The 25846-nt window shown below is 40.9% G+C and carries 17 protein-coding genes; 11 read left to right on the top strand and 6 right to left on the bottom strand.

Annotation, left to right across the window (positions count from 1 at the left end; translation table 11 throughout):
- Positions 1–6: 6 nt before the first annotated feature.
- The 3 genes from B9A18_RS19940 to B9A18_RS19930 form a co-directional block, all read right to left on the bottom strand.
- Complete coding sequence (locus B9A18_RS19940) at positions 7–3510, bottom strand: SusC/RagA family TonB-linked outer membrane protein (protein ID WP_084291314.1); 3504 nt, start codon at positions 3508–3510, stop codon at positions 7–9.
- Positions 3511–3648: 138 nt separating this feature from the next.
- The gene (locus B9A18_RS19935) at positions 3649–4821 is read right to left on the bottom strand and encodes a FecR family protein (RefSeq protein ID WP_084291313.1); all 1173 of its coding nucleotides are present in this window, start codon (positions 4819–4821) and stop codon (positions 3649–3651) included.
- Between the two features lie 76 nt (positions 4822–4897).
- The gene (locus B9A18_RS19930; RefSeq protein WP_084291312.1) at positions 4898–5476 is read right to left on the bottom strand and encodes an RNA polymerase sigma factor; all 579 of its coding nucleotides are present in this window, start codon (positions 5474–5476) and stop codon (positions 4898–4900) included.
- 222 nt (positions 5477–5698) lie between these two features.
- On the opposite strand from B9A18_RS19930, the gene B9A18_RS19925 reads away from it, so the two are divergent.
- From B9A18_RS19925 to obgE, 8 genes are all read left to right on the top strand, one after another.
- Positions 5699–6286 carry an RNA polymerase sigma factor gene (locus B9A18_RS19925; protein ID WP_084291311.1) on the top strand — a complete coding sequence of 196 codons (588 nt, stop codon included), beginning with the start codon at positions 5699–5701 and terminating at the stop codon, positions 6284–6286.
- Between the two features lie 70 nt (positions 6287–6356).
- Positions 6357–7562: a FecR family protein gene (locus B9A18_RS19920; RefSeq protein WP_084291310.1), complete on the top strand. Its 1206-nt coding sequence runs from the start codon at positions 6357–6359 to the stop codon at positions 7560–7562.
- A 172-nt stretch (positions 7563–7734) separates the two neighbouring features.
- Positions 7735–11157, top strand: coding sequence for a TonB-dependent receptor (locus tag B9A18_RS19915; RefSeq protein ID WP_084291309.1), 3423 nt, complete (start codon positions 7735–7737; stop codon positions 11155–11157).
- 22 nt (positions 11158–11179) lie between these two features.
- Positions 11180–13048, top strand: coding sequence for a RagB/SusD family nutrient uptake outer membrane protein (locus B9A18_RS19910; protein WP_084291308.1), 1869 nt, complete (start codon positions 11180–11182; stop codon positions 13046–13048).
- A gap of 33 nt (positions 13049–13081) precedes the next feature.
- Positions 13082–14392, top strand: coding sequence for an IPT/TIG domain-containing protein (locus B9A18_RS19905; RefSeq protein WP_200816410.1), 1311 nt, complete (start codon positions 13082–13084; stop codon positions 14390–14392).
- Between the two features lie 81 nt (positions 14393–14473).
- Entirely contained in the window at positions 14474–16042 is a 1569-nt protein-coding gene (locus B9A18_RS19900) for a right-handed parallel beta-helix repeat-containing protein (RefSeq protein ID WP_084291306.1), read from the top strand.
- A gap of 333 nt (positions 16043–16375) precedes the next feature.
- Entirely contained in the window at positions 16376–16945 is a 570-nt protein-coding gene (locus tag B9A18_RS19895) for an adenylate kinase (protein WP_084291305.1), read from the top strand.
- A gap of 80 nt (positions 16946–17025) precedes the next feature.
- The gene (gene obgE / locus B9A18_RS19890; protein ID WP_084291304.1) at positions 17026–18033 is read left to right on the top strand and encodes a GTPase ObgE; all 1008 of its coding nucleotides are present in this window, start codon (positions 17026–17028) and stop codon (positions 18031–18033) included.
- Between the two features lie 3 nt (positions 18034–18036).
- Here obgE and B9A18_RS19885 read toward each other — a convergent pair whose 3' ends face one another.
- The gene (locus tag B9A18_RS19885) at positions 18037–18465 is read right to left on the bottom strand and encodes an SRPBCC family protein (protein ID WP_084291303.1); all 429 of its coding nucleotides are present in this window, start codon (positions 18463–18465) and stop codon (positions 18037–18039) included.
- Between the two features lie 271 nt (positions 18466–18736).
- Here B9A18_RS19885 and B9A18_RS19880 point away from each other — a divergent pair, with 271 nt between their 5' ends.
- From B9A18_RS19880 to B9A18_RS19870, 3 genes are all read left to right on the top strand, one after another.
- On the top strand, positions 18737–21541 hold the full coding sequence (locus B9A18_RS19880) for an FAD-binding and (Fe-S)-binding domain-containing protein (protein ID WP_084291302.1): 2805 nt from the start codon (positions 18737–18739) through the stop codon (positions 21539–21541).
- A 74-nt stretch (positions 21542–21615) separates the two neighbouring features.
- Positions 21616–23145 carry a sulfatase gene (locus B9A18_RS19875; RefSeq protein WP_084291301.1) on the top strand — a complete coding sequence of 510 codons (1530 nt, stop codon included), beginning with the start codon at positions 21616–21618 and terminating at the stop codon, positions 23143–23145.
- Positions 23146–23182: 37 nt separating this feature from the next.
- Positions 23183–25093: an AAA domain-containing protein gene (locus B9A18_RS19870; RefSeq protein WP_084291300.1), complete on the top strand. Its 1911-nt coding sequence runs from the start codon at positions 23183–23185 to the stop codon at positions 25091–25093.
- 11 nt (positions 25094–25104) lie between these two features.
- Here B9A18_RS19870 and B9A18_RS19865 read toward each other — a convergent pair whose 3' ends face one another.
- Positions 25105–25380, bottom strand: a complete 276-nt coding sequence (locus B9A18_RS19865) for a hypothetical protein (protein ID WP_084291299.1) — start codon at positions 25378–25380, stop codon at positions 25105–25107.
- Positions 25381–25602: 222 nt separating this feature from the next.
- Positions 25603–25846: integrase core domain-containing protein (locus B9A18_RS19860; protein WP_144009553.1), on the bottom strand; the 244-nt coding region annotated here is incomplete at its 5' end.

Below are 25846 nucleotides of genomic sequence, written 5' to 3'. Positions count from 1 at the left end.
TTTGGGTTAAAACTTAACACTTACATTTAAGCCATAGGTGATTGGAACTGGAATGTTACCTCCCTCTATGCCCTGTACGTTGCCGCCACTGTTGGTGAATTCCGGATCAATGTATTTACTCTTGGTGTAGATGTTCCAAAGGTTTCTGCCGTATGCAGTTAGCCCAAGAGAGCGGATAGCACTGGTCTTTTTCAGGTCGAAAGTATAACCGAGGGTTAGCTCCCTTAATTTAATGTACGAAGCATCAAAGACACTAAAGGTGGTAGGTCCATTGTACTCATTTCTTGCCCAGGCCAATGCCGAAATGTTCGTGTCATTTTTACGGGTATTGGTCACTGTGTATGAACCATCAGGATGGAAAGCTACATCAGCTTTCACGCCATCTACAACAATGCCGGTTTCCCTGATGCCATTTGCTGCAGTACGGTCTAACACGCCTGAATACATACCTACTTTATAGGTCTGCGAGAAGAAACTTCCGCCCATTCTTCCATCTATCAGGAAGCTTAAACGCATTTTTTTATAGCTGAAGGTATTTTGGAAACCAAACAGATAATCCGGTAAGACACTACCCAGCGCTACTTGTTGTGAGGTTTTAAGGTAAGTCCCATCTGCCTGTACCACACGTTGTCCATCTGGTGCATACACAAAATCATTACCCATGATTTGTCCGTAAGGTTTGCCTTCCTGAGCTACTAAAGTTACCAGCAGATTGCTTAGTTCCAGCGTGTTTACACCTTTGTCCAGGGAAAGCACTTTGTTCCGGTTTCTAGACCAGTTAAGCGTACTGTTCCATTCAAAGTCATCACTTTTTATCGGGGTACCATTCAAGGTAACCTCTATACCTTTGTTGTTTATTTTTCCTGCATTTAACACCTTGTTGTCATAGCCAAAGGCTGCAGACATAGGTACAGGAAGGATCTGGTTGCGACTGTTGTTGTTGTAATAGGTTACATCAAGTCCCAAACGGTTTTTAAACATTTGTACATTTATCCCCGTTTCTACAGAACTGGTGATCTCTGGTTTTAACATAGGGTTATTTAGTGTAACTGGTAAACGGTAAGATGAACCTCCGTTAAATGACTGTTGCGGTTCAAAAACAGGTAACAGTTGATACGGATCAGTATCATTACCTACCTGTGCCCAGCCTAAACGTACTTTGGCAAAATCAAGCCATTCCTGTTTTTTTAAACCTGGAAGTTCACTAAATACAAAGCTTCCGGTTAGGGACGGGTAGATGAATGAATTATTGTTTACAGGAAGGGTCGACGACCAGTCATTGCGTAAAGTTCCATCCAGATATAGCATTCCTTTCCATCCGGCAGAGAAATTTCCGTACAATGAATAGACCTGTTTGTGATAAAAGTTATTGTTATTAAGTACAATAGGTGCGTTTTTAAGATTGTAGTATTGCGGGATAATTAGGCCCCCCTGCGTTAAACCATCACTTATACGGCGTTTTACATCTCTGATGTTTCCACCAATGTTTCCCGATAAGGAGAACTCATTCCATGTTTTTTTAGCGCTAGCCAAAAACTCGTAATTGAATTCGTTAAAGTGGTTGGTGTATTCTTGATATTGTGATTGAGAACGGGAGTATACCGCTATGCGGTCCTGGTATTCAGAAGTATACACATCAGCATGTACTCTTCCCGTTAATTTAAGCCAGCTATTGGCATCTATAGTGAAGCCCATGTTTCCATAAAGCCTATCGCGGTTTTCTTCCATGTAACTTTCGTAGGCAGACCAGTACGGGTTGTCGATAAAGCGGGTTGCTTCATCAGTTGGCGTATTCTGGTAACCTGTTCTGTTCCACGGACGCGCCGTGCCGTCAGCTCTTTTGTATTCGCTCAGTTTTTTGTAATCAACCTGTACGCCACCCCATTGGAAGGCTTCGAGCATGATGTTACGGTTAGAGGCACCGGTCCATGGTCTTCCCATAGTATTGTTTTTAATAAAATTCAGGTTGCTGAATACATTTACAATTCCAAGTTGTGTAGCGCCTGAAAAGTTTACGGCATTACGACCTAAACTGGAATTTGGAACCGTACCCCGAACATTTTTATTGGTGTAGGATAAACGGTAATGGGTTTGACCACTGGATCCGCTCACCGCAATGTTATTGGTGTTAGCAATACCGGTACGGAAGAAGTAGTTTACATCGTCTTTAGGGTAAACCCAGGGTTGCGGGTTCAAGTAGTCGGCCGGATATTCCGGATCCAGGTTATACCAGTGTAGTACCGGCGTTCCATCAAGTTTTGGTCCCCAGCTTTCATCAGCAGCATAGTCCACAATATTATATTCTTTACCATTAATTGTTGCCTTAGCAAAGGTGTTGGCGTAGCCCTGCCCATATAAATGCTGTCTGGTAGGTAAACGCACAATATTTTCCAGATCAAGTCCGGTATTTAGCGTAATGTCGAATTTATCTTTCTTACTTCCTTTTTTTGTCGTTATCAAAATTACCCCATTGGCAGCTCTTGAGCCATATAATGCAGCGGCAGAAGGTCCTTTAAGGACTGAAATATTTTCTATATCATCCGGATTGATGTCCTGAATCAGATTCCCTACATCTTTACCGGCACTTCCATTCACAGTAGATGAAGTGTTCAGATCTGAGTTGTCGATCGGGGTGCCATCAATTACATAAAGCGGTTGGTTATTTCCGGTGATGGAATTGATTCCGCGAAGCAGAACGCGGGTTGATCCACCCATGTTACCACCCGAGGAGATTACCTGTAAACCAGAAACCTTACCGGAAATTGCGCTTAATGCGTTAGTTGGTCGGGTGGTCAATTCTTCTGATTTCACTTCCTGAACAGCGTATCCTAGTGCTTTTTTCTCTCTGGAGATGCCCATTGCAGTAACTACAACTTCATTTAATCCGGATTGCGCCGATTGTAAAACAATCTTGCCCATGTTGCTGCTGGCCTTTACTTCGCGACTAACAAAGCCAAGGAAAGAGATTTCAAGAATGGGATTGTCATTTACACCTTTAAACACAAATACACCGCTGGCATCAGTTATCGTTACCTTTGTAGTACCCTTAATCTTAACTGTAGCGCCCGGCAGTGGCATTCCCAGTGTGTCTACCACCTTTCCGGTAATGGACTCTTGCATAAGCGCTGTTTGTGTAGCTATATTGGTTTCTTTCTCCGTAATGATCACCACTTTATCGGTGATGCGGTAGGTAAAGGATTGGTTTGCGAAGCATTTATTCAGGGCTTCTTCCAGCGATACATTTTTTACATGTATGGAAACTGGTCGTGCTTTTACAATCAATGCATTGTTATAAAAGAAATCATATCCACTCTGTGTACGGATGTCTTTTATGACCTGGTTAAGGCTGCTGTTGGTTCTGTTCAGCGTAATTTTCTGCGCGAATACACCTTTGGCAGATACTTGTATCATAGCCAGTAAGATGAAAAATATCGATAAGTTGATCCGCATGATGAGTTTTCGATTAATACTGTGGCTTCCACCACGTTTAACGTTTAGGTAAAAAATCATACATTTGATTTTAGGGTTTAGATAATTGTCAATTAGATAAGATTCCGCTTAAGCCGCGGATTTTAGAGCCCTTACATTCTGCCGGGGATGGGTCCAATCATTCCCGGCTTCTTTTAAAGATCATCTTTATGGGTAATGTTAGGGCATAACGATGATCCTCCTTCCTTCAACTTTAAAGTGTACATTTCCTGTGAGTTCCATTACTTTTAGCAGTACAGAAACGTTTCTTGAATTAGAAACTTCTCCTGAAAAGGTCTGACTTAAATCTACCCCCGGTTTGTATACCACATCTACATCGTACCAGCGGGCAATCTTATTCATGATGCTTTTAATATCCTCGTTAAACTTGAAATAGCCATTTTTCCAGGAAATTTCTGATTCTGCATCAACTTGTTGTACAGTAATCTGATTGGAACCGGTTAAAATAGCTTGTTGATTGGGCTTGAGCACTACATTATGCTGCTGAAGGTTTGAGTGACGAGCGCCGGAAGCTGACACACGAACGGAGCCTTCTAATAGTGTGGTTTTTGTGGCATTCTCATCCATATAGCTATTGATGTTAAAGTGTGTGCCAAGCACTTCTACAATTTGATCTTTACTTTCGACAACAAAAGGCATTCTGCGCTCCTTGCCCTGGTTTGCTTTATCCTTAATCATCATTTTCGCTACTTCAAAATAAGCCTCTCCGGTTATTTCTACTTTCCGATCCCGGGCGTTAAAATTAGTAGGGTAGCTTAAAGATGACGCTGAATTGAGCCAAACCTGAGTGCCATCAGGTAAAACGACTTGGTAGTTTCCGCCTACTGGAGTACTTATGATGTTTTTTGCAGAAGTTTGACGCTGATCTGTTGTTGTGGTATTGATTTTCGTACCATCGTTATAGGCCAGCGTACCGGTTTTAATTACAATCCCTTTTTTATTACTGCTCAAATTAATGGTTTGTCCGTTGGCCAGGGTAAGCACGGCTTTATTTCCACCTGGAGGTACATCAGCTTTTGCCATCACTGGAGACTGCTGTACCGGTGAGTTTTTAATCAGATAGGTGTACAGGCCAAAGCTGATGGTTACAAATGCTACAGCTGCAATACCTGCCATTTTTGGCCACAGGATGTTTCGTTTTTTAGGCGCAATGGCTTGCTCAAGGGAAGCCAGTATCTGCTGTTTATCTGCTAAACGCTCCTCCGCATTCATATCCGGATAAATTTCCAGATCTCGTTCTAGATACCACGATTCCAACATTGCTTTTTCTTCTTCAGTACAATTTCCTGCTAAGTATTTTTTTAACAGTGCCTGTGCCTTATTTTCTTCCATATCCTATCAGACATTTAATGCCCTATAAAGAGATACAGTTGAGTGATATAGAGGGGGTAAATAAAAATGAAAATAATTAAGTGTTCATTAAAAAAGATAGGATAAGATAGATTCCTAGTTTGTAACGCAGTATTTTTAGCGCGTGCTGAACATGTTTACGAACAGTGAGCTCAGAGATGTTTAGTTGACAGGCAATCTCTTTATGGCTTAGGTTTTCTTTTCTGCTCAATTCAAAAACCTCCCTCATTTTGTAGGGCATGCCGGAAATTTCATGCTCAATAATCTCCGTTAACTGTTTTTCCCTAACCAGGTGATCAGTAAGGCAGGTCCCTTCATTTATAAAACTATCTAAAGAGGTGATATATGCAGATTCAATGCGTTTGTGCGATAGCACGTTAAAAATGCGATTCCTTACCGCTGCAGAAAGGTAATTGAGCAGACTAGGTTCAAAAGATAGTGTTTCGCGCTTTTCCCATAAGGCTAAGAAAAGCTCATGGATAATGTCCTTTGTTTCTTCTCTATTGCGCATCCATTTATAGGCATGGGCATGAAGCTGCCAAAAATATCTGTCATATATTTCAGTAAAAGCACTACGATCACCATCCTTCAATAATTGGGTTAGCTCGTAATCACTTAAAATACTGAGTTTTGACATATTGTATATATTATCTATGGCGAAGGTAGATATTTTAATGTTAATTTAAAATCTAAGTGTTAAAATGAAACCGAAATGACCTGGATTCTATCATGTAGCGAACTGGTATACTCAAAAAATAAATATAGTAAATTAATAATTACTGATAAGGTGAAGGTATTTACTGCTCAAAAGGTACAGTGTGTGTTAATTTTTGTAGTTTAGAATCGCTAACCAATCCAAATGAACACTTATAGTAACTACAGTGAGAAAAAACTGCTTAATCTTCTTGCACAAGGAGATGCAAATGCGCTAAGTAGTCTGTATTATTTACATGTCAAACAACTAAACTATTTTGTATTAAGGACAGCTAAGTCATCGGCACTTGCAGAGGATGTTGTGCATGATACTTTTATTAAGGTTTGGGAAAATCGTGAGAAAATTGATTGCGAGCAGCAGTTTAAGCCGTATTTGTATACCATTGCCCGCAGGCACCTGCTTAATCTGTTGAAGCGGGCCCAACATGAAGTTAACATCATGGAGGAGATCAAAAAAAGTACAGTTAGTGAAGAGAATGCTACTGAACTTTTAATCGATTATACGGAAAGCAGTTCGATATTCATGGAAGCGATAAATAGTTTGCCAGTACAAAGAAAAGAAGTCTTCATTCGCTGCCGGATTCAGGGGCTGACTTATAAGCAGGCAGCAGAAGAATTGGGTGTTTCTGAAAGTACAGTCAATAATCAAATGGTTAAAGCCCTTAAAACTATCCGAGGTTTTATTGTAATGCGAACTGCCGTGCTGGTCTTATTGGCAGCTGTAACAAAATAATTATATTTTTTTTTCTCCCGGATAGATGTATCGTTGTCGCCATTTGTATTAGTTACAAAAGGAGGAAAAATTGAACAACGAAATCATACAGTTATTTATAAAATATTTAAACAATCAATGCAGTAAAACAGAACTTGAAAAAGTACTAATGCTGATTGAGGAAGGCAGTTATAAAAGTGAATGGGAGTTTGTACTGACTGAAGACGCTGCGGCATTGGTAAATAGCGACCACCAATTGGCGCTGTCATTTGAAGTAGTCTCTGGACTTCATGATAAAATACAACATACGATTACCGAAGAAAATAATAAGACAACTACGCTTTCTTTAAGCGTAGCACTCTGGAGAAAAATTGCTGCCGCTGCGGTTATTCTGGTGACCCTCGGTGCCGGGACTTTCTATTATTTTTCCGGACAAAAGAATATAGGTGATTTGGTTCAGGATATAGCTCCTGGTGGTAATAAAGCAATACTTACATTGGCTAATGGTAAAAAAATAATCCTTACCGATGCAAAAAATGGTGAGCTGGCTGCACAGGGTGGCGTAGTGGTGACCAAACTAGCTGATGGAAAAATTGTCTACACCGTAAAACCGGGTAAAGCTGGAAACTCAACACCCAACACGATAGAAACACCAAAGGGTGGACAATATCTGATTGTATTGCCTGACGGAAGTAAGGTGTTGCTGAATGCAGCCTCGGTATTGACTTATCCGGCTTCTTTTGCTGACCTTAAAGAGCGACGTGTACAGTTAAAAGGGGAAGCGTATTTTGAGGTGGCAAAAGTTGTAATGAAGGATGAAGAGGCAAAGCACAAGGAACGCAGGATGCCTTTTATAGTCGTAACCGATAAACAGGAAATAAAAGTATTGGGTACACACTTTAATATAAACAGCTATGCTGATGAACCGCTTACCAAAACTACATTGATTGAAGGATCAGTATTGGTTGAAGCCGCTGGAACCGAAAAAGTGCTTTCACCTGGAAAACAGGCTGTAGTAGGCCCCGATGGTTTGACAATTACCGAGGCCAATATTGACGAAGTTTTAGCCTGGAAAAACGGATATTTTATGTTTGAAAGCGAAGATATAGAATCGGTAATGAGAAAGATTTCAAGATGGTATGACGTAGAAGTTGTATTTGAAGGTGATAGACCCAAAGATGGGTTTGGTGGTACTGTGAGCCGTTTCAGCAATGTATCCAAAGTCCTCCAAAAATTACAATTAACCAATAAGGTTCACTTTAAAATAGAAGAAAGGAGGATTATAGTTACCAAATAACTACTCAACCCATAAAGTAATCTTAAAAAGAAAAAAGCCAGAAGTGCTTGCAACACAACTGGCCAATACCTGGATTACTAAGTCAATAAAATGCGATTTAACCAACTTTAACCCGCGGACAACTATAGATCTTTAAGGATCAAGGTTAACCTGCGAATAACCAGACTAACAAATGTATAAAAATTATGCTAATGAACTTGGTGTACCCAACAGGTATGTCGATAAACTATTGCTGATTATGCGATTAACCACCGTGATATTAATAGCAACCATAATGCAGGTGAGTGCAGCAGGTTTCGCCCAGAGGATTACCCTTTCTAAAAAGAAGGCGACCCTGAAAAGTGTTTTTAAGGAAATACGAAAGCAAAGTAATTATGATTTTATCTATACGGATGAATTGGTGCAAAACGCAAAAACGGTAGATATAAATGTAAAAGAAGCCTTGCTGGATGATGTGCTGGACAGGCTATTTATTGGCCAGCCAGTGTCTTATACTATAGAAGACCGTACAATTGTATTAAAGGAAAAAATAGAAATTCCATTAAAGGGCAGACTTGCTATCCGTGCAATTGATATACGTGGCCGTGTTACGGACATGAAAGGACAAGGAATTCCGGGTGTAACGGTACGGATAAAAGGTGAAACTGGTGGTGGTACCACCAATAGTAACGGAGATTTCAGTATTGCGGTTACCGCGACCAACGCTGTTCTCCTCTTTTCTTATACAGGTTTTACAACCCAGGAAATTGCTGTTAATGGCCGGACGACTATAAATGTTATACTTAAAGAGGTGGTTGGTGAACTCGAACAAGTTGTTGTAGTTGGTTATGGAACGCAAAAAAAGATCACGGTAACCGGATCTATCAGTTCAGTGAACATGGCAGATATGAGAACGCCAGTAGCCAGTCTGTCCAATGCATTGGCTGGTAAGGTAGCTGGTATCATTTCCATGCAATCCAGTGGTGAACCCGGCTATGATAATTCTCAATTCACCATTCGCGGACTGGGAACTTTTACCGGAAATACTTCACCACTTATTATTGTGGATGGTGTACAGCGAGATGATGTAAACGGCGCTTTTGGAGGATCTTTTAACAACATCGATCCTGAAGATGTTGCCAGTATCTCCCTGCTTAAAGATGCTTCATCAACAGCCATGTACGGTGCAAAAGGTGCCAACGGCGTACTAATCATTACAACGAAAAGAGGGGTAGCAGGTAAACCGAAAATATCTTTAAAAGCAGAAACCGGAATAACCAGTTTTACGGAAAGACCAAAAATGCTGAACGGAATTCAATACATGGAGTTGTTCAATGAGGCCAGAATCAACATGGGACTGCTGCCTAATTTTTCTAACGAACTGATACAGAAAACGGCCAGTGGCCTGGATCCTTATCTATATCCGAATGTGAACTGGATTGATGAGGTTTATAAAGAACATTCAACCTTAACCAACGCAAACTTGAATATAAATGGCGGTACAGAAACTGTACGTTATTATATTTCGAGTTCATTTTACAATCAGACGGGGCCCTATAAAGTTGAGAAGTTAAACGGTTACAATCCCAACCTGAATTTTAAACGCTATGATTTTAGAAGTAACATTGATGTCAATGTTACCCGAAGTACACTCTTGCAATTAAATATTGGTGCGATGCTGGTAAACGCACGTTATCCGGGTATAGGTGCGGGTAGTCTATGGTACCAGTCTTATGCCACAACCCCTGTTGCTTATCCAACAAAGTATCCGGATGGGAAATGGGCGGGCCCGACACCCAATGGAGGTGTCAACCCATTAAATGCAGTGCAAAATAATGGTTATTCTGATGAGTTCAGGCCGGCTGTGCAATCTGTTTTTACGGTGACTCAAAAGTTAGATGCCCTGACATCAGGGCTGTCATCCTACGCCAGATTCTCCTTTGATAGTTATGGGGACTTTAACAACAGAAGGACTGGTGTTAACGACAACTGGCTGGCTATAGGCCGTGATGGCAACGGTGAATTGTTGTTCACTCAAAACAGGATAGGGCAGCAGTTTTTAGGTTATGGTCAGGGATCAGATGGTGAAAGGATCATGTACCTGGAAGGAAACTTGAATTACGACCGTACCTTCAGCAATCACCGTGTGGGTGCCATGTTTTTGTATAATATGCGAAACAGACTTAAAAGTACTGCAGGAGATGTGATCGATGCAATCCCATTCCGTAATCAAAGTCTGGCCGGAAGGATCACCTATGGTTATATGGATAAATACCTGCTGGAAGTGAATGCTGGTTATACAGGTTCTGAAAACTTTCAAAAGGGAAGTAAATTCGGACTTTTCCCTTCTATATCAGGGGGCTGGGTAATTTCCAATGAGAATTTCTTTAAGCCATTTACCAATACGTTCAACTTATTAAAGCTCCGCGGTTCTTATGGTGTTGTGGGGAATGATAACATTGGCGATGAAAAGAGATTCCCCTATTTAACGCAAATAGGTGATGGTTCAAGCACCGGGTTCGGGCTAAACGGTACCTGGTATGGAGGCTTAACGGAAAATCTGATAGGAGTAGAAAATCTGACCTGGGAAAAAGCATACAAGGGAGGCGTCGGATTTGAAATAGGGCTGTTCAATAAGTTAAATCTTATTATTGATGGATTTGATGAGCGACGTAAAAATATTTTAATCATGCGTGAATCCATCTCTTCCATAGTCGGATTAGGCGGAACACCAGTCTATGCTAATTTAGGGGAGATGAGCAACCGTGGTATGGATGCCAGTATTGAGTACAATGACCAGATTGGTAAAGTTGGTGTAAGGGTATTTGGTAATATAACCTATAGCAAGAATAAAATCATTTTTGCCGATGAGCCGGCAAGGAAGTATGCTTATCAAAGTCAGGCTGGTTTTGCCCACAATGAATTTTTTGGCTATGTAGCTGATGGTTATTATACTGATCAGAATGATATTGATTCACGTCCCGAGCAAAAATTTGGTGTGGTGAGGCCTGGTGATATCCGTTATTTAGATCAGAATGGTGATGATGTTATTGATGCTTATGATGCAAGAAGACTAGGTAAATCACCATTTCCTTCCTGGTTATATGGTGCCGGTTTCTCTATGGCCTATAAAAAATTCGATTTGTCATTGTTCTTTCAGGGCGTTGGGGATGTAGGCGTCATGGCAAACGGGTCGCTTATTCCCGGCAATGGTGCAGGTGTAAATGGGGTAGGTGTCGTGCCATTTTCGGGCCTGGGACAATACCCGAACAATACCATGGCGCAAGTGTTAGACCGGTGGACTGTAGATAACCCACGCCAGGATGCATACTATCCCCGCTTATCGGTGGGTAGCCTTTCTGATAACAATTATCTGAACAGTACACACTGGCTTAAGGATGGTTCTTATGTTCGTTTAAAACAAGCTTCTCTGGGTTATACACTTACTTCAGAAAAGATAAAAAAAGCAGGTACCCCTGTGTTGTACTTCTATGCATCGGGACAGAACCTTTTGACCTTCAGTAAATTCAAAATATGGGATCCTGAACTGGGATCTAATGGTGCAAAATATCCCATTACAAGGATGATGACTTTTGGGATTAGGGCTCAGTTTTAATAACCATTTAATAATGATTACGATGAATAACATATTTAAAAATATTCTTTTAGGCAGCATTGCATTGTGCTTATTGCTGTCTGGCCCAGGCTGTAAATATTTAGATGTAGCACCTGATAACCTGCTGACCTCCGATATGCTATGGGAAACCAGGGCAAATGCGGAAGGATACCTGAACCAGGTTTATGGACGTATTGGTATTCCTGCCGATGACTATACTATGCTGGGTGGAAGCGATGAGACTTCCTGCAGTATTCCGGGGGTGAACGTAAGACACATGACTTCTGGCAATTGGAATGCACAAAGCAATTATTGGTATTACTGGGGTCAGAATTATGCAGGCATCAGACAAAGTATTGTATTTGAGCAAAACATAGATAAGATATCTGATGTTGTAATTGGCGCTGATCTGAAAAAACAATATAAGGCCGAAGCTCTATTTTTAAGAGGCTGGTTTTATTGGAAACTGTTAAGACAATACGGTCCCTTTGTTAAAATTACAGGGCAGTTAAGTCTTAATGAAGACTATAACAAATACCCTCGTGCACCATTTAATGAATGTGTGGAACACATCAATGACTTGTTAGACAGGGCAGCGGCTAATTTACCAGCTACCTGGTCTTCATCATCAAATTATGGAAGGGCTAACAAAGCCTCTTGTCTTGCCGTTAAATCTCAGTTAACCTTATGGGCAGCTAGTCCATTATGGAACGGCAATCCAAGATTTGCAAGTTTAAAAAATAAAGACGGAGTAGCCTTGGCTCCATCACAGTATGATGTGAATAAATGGAGGGCTGCTGCTAATGCTGCCAAGGCAGTGATAGATCTGACCGGCTACAGACTTTTCACAAATCTGGATGAAGGCGATAGCCAGTTTGATCCATATCTCTCTTTCCGTAATTTGTTTCTAACAAATTGGAACACCGAAATCTTATTTTCTACCAACATGGCAGGCTCATGGCAGTGGGGGCACGAAGTCCGTTGTGCACCGAAACCAGGTGGATATGACATGCAAAACGCCACCCAGAATGTTGTTGATGCATTTTATATGCGCAACGGAAGGACAATAGATGACCCACTGTCGCAATATGTGGAAACCGGATTTGTTCAAGTTGACGATCCGGCTAACTGGGGCAAATCCAAAGATGGTTTAAACAGGGGGTATGTTAAAGGAAACGCTAATATGTATGCCAATCGTGAAGCCAGGTTTTATGTAAGCATTCAATATAATGGGAAACCTGTTTTACCAGCACTTACCCAGGATGATAGAAACTTCTTTTCTTCTGATGTGAACAAAGATGGTACAGGAAGAGCCGAGTTCTATTATTCAGGGAAATCTGGAGTAGGGGTAAATAATAACGGTGACATTACAGGTTATGATGTGCTCAAAAATGTAAGTCCTGCTTCCAACATCAGAACGAGTGCAGTGGTTTACCGTCCCTTTATTCATTTGCGCCTTGCAGAGATGTACCTGAATTATGCTGAAGCCTTAAACGAAATTGAGCCAAATAACCCGGATGTTTTAAAATATGTGAACCTGGTAAGACAACGGGCCGGTGTTCCTGATTTACAGGTGGTTTATCCTGCTGCAGTAGGGAATCAGAATGAAATGAGAAAACGTCTTCTGCAGGAAAGACAGGTTGAACTGGCATTTGAAGGCGACCGTTATTTTACACTGATCCGGAGACTGATGATGAATGATTCAAAAGTGCAGACTATTTACCGGATGAATACCATCACGAATGATGGCAATCAGGGCTTTGCTTTTACAGATTTTAACAAACGTACGTTATTGCAGACCAGGGTATGGAACGATAAAATGTACCTTTTCCCAATTGCGCAGAGTGACATCGATAAAAATGCTTCACTGGTACAAAATCCAGGCTGGTAATGAAATTCATTATTTATTAATATGCATAAGATTATGAAAAAATATATAAATGCATGCTTATTCATTGTCGCTGTTTTGGTGGTGGTGACTACAGGCTGCAAAAAGGAAGAAGAAGGATTTACACATGATGCGTCCGCACCAATAACAATTGATCAGCTTCTTCCGGAAAAAGGTAGTGGTGGCACAGAGATTTTGATCAACGGAAGTAATTTTACAACAGATACCTCGCAGGTTAAGGTTACCCTGAACGGGAAGCAATTGAAAGTAATTGGGGTTAATGGTAAACAAATGATGGTTGTAGTGCCTAAAAAGGCTGGTTCTGGTGTAATTACAGTAACTATTGGTAGCAAAAGCGCCACAAGCAAAACTGCATTCACTTACGAATATATGCGGACAGTAACCACGCTGGCAGGTTCTGGGGTTGCCGGATTTGCAAATGGACAGGGAACGGATGCTAAATTTAGCTTTAGTGGCGAATCCTGGTATAGGTGCAGTGGAATTGTGGTTGATGATAACCTTAACGTATATGTTACGGATGTAGGTAACCATTGCATCCGGAAAATTGATAAGGATGGAAATGTCACGACTTTTGCGGGTAATCCGAGTAGTGGAGGTTATCAGGACGGTAAGGGGACAGCGGCTAAATTTAGTATTCCTTATGGTCTGACAATTGACGACAAGGGTAATTTGTATAGCGCTGACCCGGGCAATTGGGACATCAGAAAAATAACCCCGGATGGAACCGCAACTATTTTTGCCTGGGCCAATCAGGAGCCCTGGAGTGTTGCCTTTGATAAGAAAAGCGGAAACGTATTTTACACCAGCTGTAATTCGCCGGGAAATGTTTATCAGGTTACCACGACAGGTGTAACCACTCAAGTCATTAGTGGCCTTAATTACCCTTCATCAATGGCTTTTGATAATGCAGGCAATTTGTTTGTGACCATACATGGTGATCATGTGATTAAAAAGTTTCTGGCTGGCAGCTGGACAGGTAGTATTGTTGCCGGTTCAGGAGTTGCAGGCTATCTTGACGGATCAGCGAAGAGTGCAAAATTCTCATTACCCTGGGGTATGTCTATCGATGCTACAAATAATTTATACATAGCTGGAAATGGAGCGGGTGGCGGTGGTCTTTCAAATCCAGACCAGAGTATCCGCTATATTGATGCAGCCAGCTACGAAGTCAGCACCTTTGCCGGATCTGGCACTTCCGGAAATGTAAATGGCATCGGAAAATCGGCAGCCTTTAGTGCCCCTGCCGGCGTTACCGTAGATAAGAACGGGACCGTTTACGTACTCGACAGAAACAATAATTGCGTTCGGAAAATCGTATCGGAATAAGAAAAATACACACAAACACACAAATGCTGTAGCAGGTTGAAGACACGTTGTCTTTAACCTGCTGCTTAATGGATTTAAATCATGGATACATCAAAATTAAATTGTTTTAAGGGAGTCTTCCTTTTGGCAACGGTATTGTTATGCTTTAGTGTTTTGACTGCATGCAGTAAGAAGAGTATAGCAGGGGCTGAGCAGCCGGATGGGCAATCTGCCGATAGGGATATTTATGTTGCAGTTAATGGAAATGATTCAAATAAGGGGACATTGAACGCTCCTGTAAATACCATACAAAAAGGATTGGAACTGGTTACCCCCGGTTTTACAGTTTTCGTAAGAGGTGGGACGTATAAAGAGAAATTAAACTTTCCCAGATCGGGGCGTAAGGACAAAGTAATCACTTTAAAATCCTATCAGGCTGAGAAGGCAATTGTGAGTGGTGAAGGACTTTCGGTGTTGGGTAGTGAGGCACTGGTTACAATAAGTTCGGTAAGTTTTATCACCATCGAAGGATTGGATGTCTGTGATTTTAAAAGTGCTGCTGCATCTGTAAATGTAGATGGTATAGTCGTAAAGGCTGGTTCAAGCAATATTACTTTAAGAAAGAACAGGGTATACAATATTGAGAATAACGCAACGGCGGAATTGTGGAGAAGTGGACATGGGATACATGTAATTGGAAATACAGATGTGGCCATGACTAAAATCCTGGTGGAGGAAAATGAAATATTTGACTGTAATACAGGATACAGCGAGAACTTAACGATAAATGGTTATGTAGATGGCTTTGAGGTCAGAAAAAATAAAGTGTACAATGGTGAAAATATTGGGATAGTTGCTGCGGGTGGTTATGCCGCCAATTCCAATCCCGCTTATAATTATGTGCGTAATGGAATCATTGCCGATAATGAGGTGTTTAACATTGACGGTAGAACAGGTCCCATACCTGCATTCAAAGATCACAATGGTGCAATAGGTATTTATGTTGATGGAGCCCGGAACATTATTGTCGAAAAAAATCTGGTGAAAGATTGTGGCCGTGGGATCGGTATCGTTAGTGAGACCAATAATTTTCCTACCCAGGAATGTACCGTTAGGAATAACCTGGTTTACAACTGTTCATTAGCCGGGATTTACCTGGGTGGCTATATTGGTTATACTGGTGGTGGTACCAATAACTGTTATGTGATTAACAATACCATTTATCATAACAATAAAGACCTGGGCTATTCAAATGAAGTTGAGGGGGAGATCAGGCTTACGGAAAACTGCAATAACAATGTAATCAATAACAATATCATTTATCCAAGAGCGGAGAGAGGTGTATTCATCAATAAGCAGATAGTGGGGGGAACAAATAATGCAGTTTCTAATAATTTATATTATTCTGAAGGGGTAAATATTTGGCGTTGGAATAATATCCCTTATACAGATTTTAACCTCTGGAGAGTGGCATGTGGTGATGATACGGGTTCCACAGCGGGTATAGCTCCACAATTTATGAATACTGTTATTTATGATCTGCATCTTAAGCCGACATCAGCAGCAAAAAACACCGGGATTATTACTTCAGCTACAGTAAACGGCACAACTGATAAAGATGGGCAGGCACGTGTAGTGAATAATTTGATTAGTAAGGGAGCATATCAATAGCCATTGATAATCAATAGCTGTCTGTTTTGCTTTGGATGCTTATTTTGCAAAAAAATAAATATAGTAAATTAATAATTATATATTTGCAACCTCAAAACTAACCACCTTATTTTTCTTATTCAGTGATTTAATGAATTGAAAATGGATGTGTTATAATGATTGGATTGAATAGGTAACAATAAAATATTTTCAATGGTTAATTCGCAATTTGTAACAGTAGGTTTGATTAAATCTTCGATTAGTTGCAATGCATTTTTGACGTTGAGAGCTTAAATAACAGACAAAAGCCTTAAGCCTGATGGTAGAGGCTTTTTAACTTTAAAGACAACCCAAATGCTGAATTTTGTTCTCTTTGGCCCACCGGGTGCAGGCAAAGGCACCCAATCTGAAAAATTGATTGAAAAATATCAATTGATCCACATTTCAACAGGCGATCTTTTCAGGGCACATATTAAAAATCAATCTGCGCTTGGACAGCGTGTGAGTGCTTTAATTGCTGACGGGCAATTGGTTCCTGATGAAATTACCATCGCTATGCTGGAAGAGGAAGTGGATAAAAATCCACAGGCTAAAGGATTTATATTTGATGGTTTTCCGCGTACGGTGCCACAGGCACAGGCCCTGGATGAGTTTTTGATGAGCAAAGGCAGCACTATTGCAGGAGTAATTGCTTTAGATGTTGATCAGGATGAGTTAACAAAACGAATCGCTCAACGTCAGCTTGAAACCGGTCGTGTTGATGATCAGGCGGATAAGCTGAAAAAACGCATTGAAGAATATTTTAACAAAACGGTTCACGTTTTGCCATATTACGAGGCACAAGGTAAATTGAGTAAAGTGAATGGTATCGGTAAAATCGATGACATCTTTGCAGATTTAAGTGCAGTAGTAGACCAGTACTAGTACAAAAACATTATAGATAGCGGGACAGAACACAATGCTGCCCGCTATTGTTATTTATAAAAAAAAAACAGAGAAAGATTATGTCGCAGGGTTCCAATTTTGTAGATTATGTAAAAATATGCTGCCGTTCCGGTAAAGGGGGGGCGGGCTCTGCACATTTGCACCGCGACATAAGAACTGCTACAGGTGGTCCGGATGGTGGTGATGGTGGTCGTGGTGGACATATCATCCTTAGAGGTAACTCCCAGTTCTGGACGCTGCTACACTTGAAGTATCGTAAACATATTATTGCTCCTGATGGTTTATCGGGCTCAAGCGGAACATCTACTGGTAAATCTGGTAAAGATGAGATCCTCGACGTGCCTCTGGGTACCATTGCCAAGGACGCTGAAACAGGTGAAGTATTATTCGAGATTACTGCGGATGGGGAAACAAAAATCCTGACTCCAGGTGGTCGCGGAGGCTTAGGTAACTGGCATTTTAAAACACCAACGCTGCAAACGCCTCGTTTTGCTCAACCGGGCGAAGCTGGAAAAGAAGAGTGGGTTGTCCTTGAACTGAAGGTACTTGCCGATGTAGGATTGGTAGGTTTCCCTAATGCGGGTAAATCAACTTTATTGTCTGTAGTTTCTGCTGCTAAACCCGAAATCGCTGATTATCCTTTTACTACCCTGGTGCCAAATCTTGGTATTGTTTCTTATCGTGACAGCAAATCGTTTGTGATGGCCGATATACCGGGAATCATTGAAGGTGCTTCTAAGGGTAAAGGACTTGGTTATCGTTTCTTACGTCATATTGAACGTAATTCAGTATTGTTGTTTATGGTTCCCGCAGATACGCATAGAACCATATCAGAAGAATACGAGATTTTGAAATCTGAACTTAAAGATTACAATTCGGAACTGATGCAAAAACCGCATTTGCTGGCTATTACCAAATCGGATATGCTGGATGAAGAATTGACTGAGGAAATGAAAAAGCAACTGCCTAAAAATATTCCCGCAATATTTATCTCATCTGTGGCCCAAAAGGGACTTGTACAGTTAAAGGATATGCTTTGGGAAGCGATAAACGCCCATCAGGTTTAATCGTTATTCTTCTATAAAATTCTTTAGGTTTTTACTAATGATTTCTGTCCATCCGGCGGCAAAACTTTCTTTAGCAAAGTTTGGGTCGTCTTTGGCCGGAAAGCTTTCTAAACCACTATGTGTTAATTTTACGCGTGTGCCTGTTCCTGCTTCGAAAAGTTCAAATGTAACTAATGAATTTCCGGGGTAATTGTCGTAACTCCATGTATAAGCCAGTTTTTTACCTTCTTCTGCTTCCATAACTTTACAGATATGCAGGTACTTTTTGGTATCGCTGCCTGCCAGGAATTGAAATTTAAAACCTACTTCAGGTTTGAATTTTTCCAGATCAAAATACCACTGCTTCATTTTTTTTGTATCAGTAATGGCTTCCCATACTTTGCTTGGAGGTGCGCTAAAGGTTCTTTCAATTACAAAGGGGTCTGTTTTCATGAATTATTTATTTTGTATAAAAATGATAACTATCCTTATAAACCCCGGGCAGGTGTAAACGGTTTTGATTATTAAAAAATTCCGATTTCAATGATTGTGAAAACATGAACAGGAGGTTGCAGGGCAAGGTGTCACAAAATGTGATACCATCTAAACGGGGGTATCCGGTTAGTATCAATAAGAAAATAATGTAATTTGTGATTTTTTAATGGTTTATTTGTTTAAGCATTCATAACTGGTTCTTTTGCTTGAATATGTATTTTGTTTTTAAATGGAAATTGGGAAACTTTTAGAAGGTATTTTACCGGAAGCACGCATTAAAGTGCGGTTAATTGATTTGGTGGCTTATGCATCAGATGCAGGGTTTTATTATTTAAGACCAAAGGCAGTAGTGCAGCCGGTTGCTGAATCGGAAATTGTTGCACTGTTCAGATTTTCTCATCAGTATCAAATCCCCCTGGTTTTTAGGACGGGTGGTACAAGTTTATCCGGACAGTCCATTACCGATGGTATTCTGGTGGATTTGAGCCAGTACTGGAATAAAATGCTTATTGAAGATAATGGCGACCTGGTGAGGGTGCAGCCGGGGATTACCGGGAGCATGGTGAATGCTTATTTGAAGCGCTATAAAAGAAAGATCGGACCCGATCCATCGAGTATTGATGCCGCTATGATGGGTGGTATCCTGTCTAATAATTCAAGTGGTATGTGCTGCGGGGTTAAACTCAATTCATACCATACTACCAAACACATCCGTTTCATTTTGCCTGACGGCAAGACTTTTACGACTGAAAATACGGATGATTACATTCGCTTTGAACAGGAGTGTAATCATATTTATACTGCAATAAAAGGTATGCAGGAGCAATTGGAAAGCAATACTGAGCTTTATGAATTGATCCGCAGAAAATACGAGACTAAAAACACAGTCGGCTATTCGCTGAATGCTTTTATCGATCATCAGCATCCGCTGGATGTATTGTCGCATCTTTTAATTGGTGCCGAAGGAACACTTGGTTTTATTGCCGAAGCGGTAATGGAAACTGTTCCTGATTATCCTTATAAAACTACAGCCTTTTTATATTTTCCGGATATCTATGCCGCTTGTCAGGCCATTATCCCTTTAACGGTTGCTGGCGCTGAGGCAGTTGAATTGATGGATAGGGCTTCGTTAAGATCTATTGATAGCTTAAAGGGAGTACCCGAAAGGTTAAAGACTTTACCTGAGACAGCCGCGGCATTGCTGGTTGAATTTCAAGCCAATACTTTAGAAGAATTGAATGCAAAGAAGGATGTGTTTTTATCATCAGCTTCTTCCTTATCGATGCTTGAAGCGCCCTTGTTTACCGAAGATGTAAAAGAACAGGCATTCTTTTGGAAGCTCCGGAAGGGGATGTTCCCCGCAGTTGGTGCTGTGAGGGCCAGTGGTACAACTGTGATCCTGGAGGATATTGCTTTCCCAGTGGCAAAACTTGGGGATGCGATACTCGATCTTCAACAATTGTTTAAAAAATTCGAATACCATGAAGCGATCATCTTTGGTCATGCTAAGGATGGTAACATTCACTTTGTAGTAACGCAGGCCTTTCATACGGCTGCCGAAATTGAGCGCTATGACTTGTTTATGCAGGATGTGGTGAAGCTGGTCGTTGAAACTTATGATGGTACTTTAAAGGCTGAGCATGGAACGGGCAGGAACATGGCTCCTTTTATTGAAACGGAATGGGGAGGCGAGGCTTATCAGATTATGAAAAATCTGAAGGCTGTTATCGATCCGCAAAATCTGCTCAACCCCGGGGTAATCATCAATGAAAATAAAAATGCACACATCACCAATTTAAAGCCTTTGCCTTCTGTAGAGCAGGAGGTAGATAAATGTATTGAATGTGGCTATTGCGAGCATAAATGCCCAAGTAGGAACATCACCACTACACCGCGTCAAAGGATTGTGATACGAAGGGAGCTGGCCATATTAAAGGCAAAGGGCAATAGGCAGGACTTTGATCAGCTAGTTACTGAATACCAATATGATGGTCTGGACACTTGCGCAGTGGATGGCTTATGCGCTACAGCTTGTCCGGTTGATATCAATACCGGTGATCTGGTTAAGCGTTTACGCAGGGAAAACCATAGCAGGTTCGCTAATGATGTGGCTTTAACGGTTGCGAAAAACTTTGGTGCTACAGCCTTTACGGTGGGATTGGCTGTAAAAGCCGGCGACATTGTAAACAATATTTTTGGTGAATCGACCATGAGGAACATTACAGGTGGATTGAAAAAGGTCATACCTGCTATACCTTTATGGAGTAATCAGTTGCAGGCAACCAGCGGGGGAATTGAAGGGAATAGGGAAGGATCAATAGTTTATTTTCCTACCTGTATAAACCGGATGATGGGTGGCGCAAAGGATGCAAAGAAAAGTGTACCACAAACATTTATGAGCGTTTCTGCGAAAGCAGGGATTGCTGTATTGATTCCTGATGATATCAATAGTATATGCTGTGGACAACTGTTCTCTTCTAAGGGGTATAATGATGCTTATGTTTATACTTCAAATGAAACCGTAAAAAAACTTTGGTGGTGGACCAAAGGGGGTAAATTACCTGTGGTACTCGATGTCAGTTCATGTACGCATACCTTGCAGCATTGTCGTGCAGTACTTACCGAGGAAAATAAAGCCTATTTCGATCAGATGAGCATTATCGACAGCATAGATTATCTTCACGACTATGTGATGCCAAAATTGAACAATGTTCAAAAAAAGAATAGCATCGTTTTACATCCTGTTTGTACATTGAAAAAAATGGGACTGGAGAGTAAATTATATGCGATTGCAGCACAGTTTGCAGATCATGTTGATGTTCCGTTAAATACGGGCTGCTGCGGAATGGCGGGTGACAGGGGATTCCTTTTTCCTGAACTTACTGCTGCAGCCACAGCACCGGAAGCCACTGAAGTGAAAAGCAGGGAGTATTCCGGTTATTATTCTACTGCTAAAACTTGTGAAATGGCGATGTCTGATGCAGTTGGCAAAAATTATGAGTCTATTTTATATTTGGCCGATGAATGTTTGTAAGCCTTCACATAGTGCCCAATTGATTGAAGCAATAGAAATAGATGTTAGAAAGTAAATAGAATTGTAAAAGGAGTATGAATTTTTTTTTAAGGATAATGGCGTTGATTTCTGTATTCACAGTAACAACTCAATTAAAAGTTTGTGCACAGGAGAGACCAAACGTTATTGTGTTTCTTGTTGACGACATGGGCTGGCAAGACACTTCTGTCCCTTTTTGGACTCAGAAAACTCCTTTGAACCAACTTTACCACACGCCAAATATGGAACGTTTGGCAAAAGAGGGCATGAAATTTACGAATGCTTATTCAACTTCTGTTTGCACACCAACCCGTGCAAGCTTAATGAGTGGTATGAATGCTACTCATCACCATATTACAAATTGGACCTCTCCCCAAAAGGATAATAACACGGATAGTCAGGATCAGCAGTTTGCCCAGGCCAACTGGAATTTTAATGGTTTGAGTCCTCAGCCAGGAGTTCCGAATAGTGCGTATGCGACACCGTTTCCCGAGCTTCTTAAAAAGGCAGGTTATTTTACCGTACATGTAGGAAAAGCACACTGGGGTTCAGCAGGAACTCCAGGTGCCAATCCTTATAATTTCGGCTTTATGGTGAATGTTTCAGGGCATGCAGCAGGCCACCCTCAGAGCTACTTTGGAGAAGATTATTACGGAAATAAGCCTAAGGAAAACAGCTGGCAAGCTGTCCCTGACCTTGAAGAATATTACGGGACAGATACTTTTTTAACGGAAGCTTTGACGTTGGAGGCTATAAAAGCACTTGATGCCCCTATAAGGAATAAGCAACCCTTTTACTTGAATATGGCTCACTATGCTGTTCATGTACCTTTACAGGCCGACATTCGTTTTTATCAGAAGTACCTTGATAAGGGGCTTGACACTCGGGAAGCAAAATATGCTTCTTTGATTGAAGGAATGGATAAGAGCCTGGGAGATTTGATGGATTATCTAAGGTTAAAAAAAGTCGATAAAAATACCATTATCATTTTTATGAGTGACAACGGCGGCTTAAGTCTGGTTCCTGCACGTGGCGGACAGGCTCACACACAAAACCTCCCCCTTAAAGCCGGTAAAGGTTCTTTGTATGAGGGAGGAATACGTGAGCCTATGATTGTAAAGTGGCCTGGCGTGGTTAAACCTGAAAGTGTAGCTAATCAGTACGTAATCATTGAAGATTTTTTCCCAACTATTCTTGAAATGGCAGGAGTAAAAAAGTATAAAACAGTACAGCAGGTTGATGGAAAAAGTTTTATTCCCATATTAAAAAATGCTGCTTATAAAGATGATCAGCGAATCTTGTATTGGCATATGCCCAATAAATGGATCCCGACAGATGGTCCTGGAATTAATTATAAAAGCGCTGTTAGGCAGGGGGATTGGAAACTCATATACAACATGCGTGACAGAACTAAGGAATTGTATAATTTAAAATATGATATAGCTGAAAATAGGGATGTTGCAAAGGAAAATCCAGAAAAGGTTGATTTATTGTCGAAGGCATTGAGTGCACAATTAAGAAATTGGCAGGCGCCAATGCCGATGGATAAAGCGATCAGCAAATCGGTCCCGCTACCAGACGAATGATTGCCTATTTAGTGAATAGTTGTGTACCTTTGCAGGCATGCCTTATTTTAAAAAACTGCTTGATCTGCTTAAAACTGAGCGGGAAGAAGATTTACGAGCTTACCTAAAGCAAAAAGAAACACTTTCTGTTGCAGAACGCAGAGCAAATGGTTTAACATGGTATCCTATTGCCATCAGGGGCTCAGAAATGAGCAGGGGAGACTATCTTACTGTTGAGGTGGAACGTACTACGCATCAGGACCTGAATCATCAATTGCGGTTTGGAATGCCAGCAGTATTGTTCTCTAATCATGATCCTAAAAATGACCGGGTTGAGGGAGTGATCGCCTATCAGGGTGGAAGTCGCTTAAAAATTACTTTGCGTACGGATGAATTACCTGATTGGGCCAGAGATGGTAAATTGGGTATCGATGTCCTCTTTGATGATCATACTTATGATGAAATGCAAGGGGCTGTTAAACGTGCTTCCTTACGGAATGAACAGGGTGATGATCATCAACTGATAAAAGTGTTAACGGGAGCAGATACACCTTCTTTTGCCACTGATATTTTTCATTATCCTATTGCTAAGTTGAATAAAGTACAGCAACTTGCTGTAAACCGTATTGTTGCTGCAGAGCAGCTGGCCATTGTACACGGCCCGCCGGGTACAGGTAAAACAACTACGCTTGTGCAGGCAATTAAGGCGTTAATAAAAGATACGGGTAGACAAATTTTAGTGGTGGCGCCAAGCAATACCGCGGTTGATTTGCTGGCTGAAAAGTTGTCTGACGAGGGCTTGAATGTACTGCGTATTGGAAATCCTGCAAGGGTTTCGGAAAAACTGTTTTCTTTAACTTTAGATAGCAAAATGGCTAGTCATGGCGCCATAAAAGAGGTTAAAGACTTAAAAAAGCAGGCAGCGGAGTATAAGCATATGGCCCATAAGTATAAAAGGAATTTCGGCAGAGCGGAGAAGGAGCAACGCAAAGCACTTTTTGATGAGGCACATAAGATCATGAAAGCTGTTGCTAATACTGAGCAATACATCATGGATGACCTGATTGAAAAGGCTCAGGTGATTACTGCAACTTTGGTTGGTGCCAGTCATTATACAGTTAGAGACCGTAAATTTGATACGGTTGTAATTGACGAGGCCGGACAAGCATTAGAACCTGCTTGCTGGATACCAATTTTGAAATCTAAAAAAGTGATCCTGGCTGGAGATCACTGTCAATTATCGCCTACTATTAAATCCAATGAGGCTGCTAAAGCCGGTTTAAGTACTACATTGCTAGAGAAATGTGTAGCCTTGCATCCCGAAGCAGTTGTTCTGTTGGAGGAACAATACCGGATGAATGAGAAGATTATGAATTATTCTTCGGAGGTGTTTTATGAAGGGAAACTGAAAGCACACGATTCTGTAGCCAGTCATTTGCTATTTGCCGGGGATTCGCCTTTGGCTTTTGTTGATACTGCAGGTTGCGGTTTTGAAGAGAAAACTGAAGGCACCAGTACTTATAACCCGGAAGAAGCTGTATTTCTGTTGAAGCATTTATCGCAGCTGATTGCAAGTTTGAGTACCCGATATACGATTGAGGATTTTCCATCGGTAGCAGTTATTTCTCCTTATAAACAGCAGATTCATGTATTGAAGGATTTACTGCTTAATCACCCTGTATTGCAGGAATACGCAGCTAAAATCTCGGTAAATACTATCGATAGTTTTCAGGGGCAGGAGCGTGATATCGTTTATATTGGAATGACCAGGAGTAATGATGAGGGGGTGATAGGCTTTTTATCCGACATCCGTAGGATGAATGTGGCTATGACCCGGGCAAGAAAAAAGTTAGTTGTAATTGGAGATAGTGCAACACTATCAAGGTTGCCTTTTTATGCTGATTTTATTACTTATGCGGAACAGATTGATGCTTATCAGAGTGCATGGGAATTTGCTGATGTAGATTAAATGTCTATAACTTAATCTTCATCAGACTGATCACCACTGCCAAATTCTTCATTGTATTTTCTTGCATTTTCATCTGCAGTTGAATTGCCCTCTCTTTCACTTTCAAGGTTACGGTCTAAACGGTCGTTCCATTTATCTAGCCCATCAGGGTGAATGCGTTTTTTGTTGAGGTTAACGTTTGCTTTTTTTGCGTCTTTAGCTGAGGTTTGGTTTTCGGGTTCTGCTCCTTTTGGTTCTTCTTGATCTGCTCTTTCTGCTTGCTCAGTCTTTGTTTTCGGCTTTTTCATCTGTATATAGTTTGTTTTTTATCGGTGATGAAGTTATCATGAGTTTTATTCATTGCATTGGTTACATATAGGTTAAACAGTGCGTCGACTGAATAGGTTTTAAAAATGATTTTGTAATGCGAAATCGGGAAAATTTTGTATTGACAGTTTGTCGATTCCTAAAAGAGCTATACACTAGGTCTGATACGGGTTTTACTTTACAGTTTTGAGAGGGGTTAATAATTATAAAATTAATTGTTTTTCTTTAGTTCTATTATACTTTTTTCTACAGTTTTTCCACCGCTTAATTAACGGTTGTTCAGTAGTATGAGCAATTACTGGTGTGAGATAATCGCAACTCATATGTGGACGAAGATGATTATAAGAGTCAATGCTTTTAGCAACCTCATGCATCGCTTGACTCCTGGATTGAAAAATACGATTAAGCTTAAATTCTGTTTTGAGAATCCCATTTATCCTTTCGGCT

The organism is Pedobacter nyackensis, from assembly GCF_900176505.1.
Taxonomy (GTDB): Bacteria; Bacteroidota; Bacteroidia; order Sphingobacteriales; family Sphingobacteriaceae; genus Pedobacter; species Pedobacter nyackensis.
Note: the sequence above shows the minus strand (reverse complement) of the source record. Positions and strands in the feature narration are given on the sequence as shown.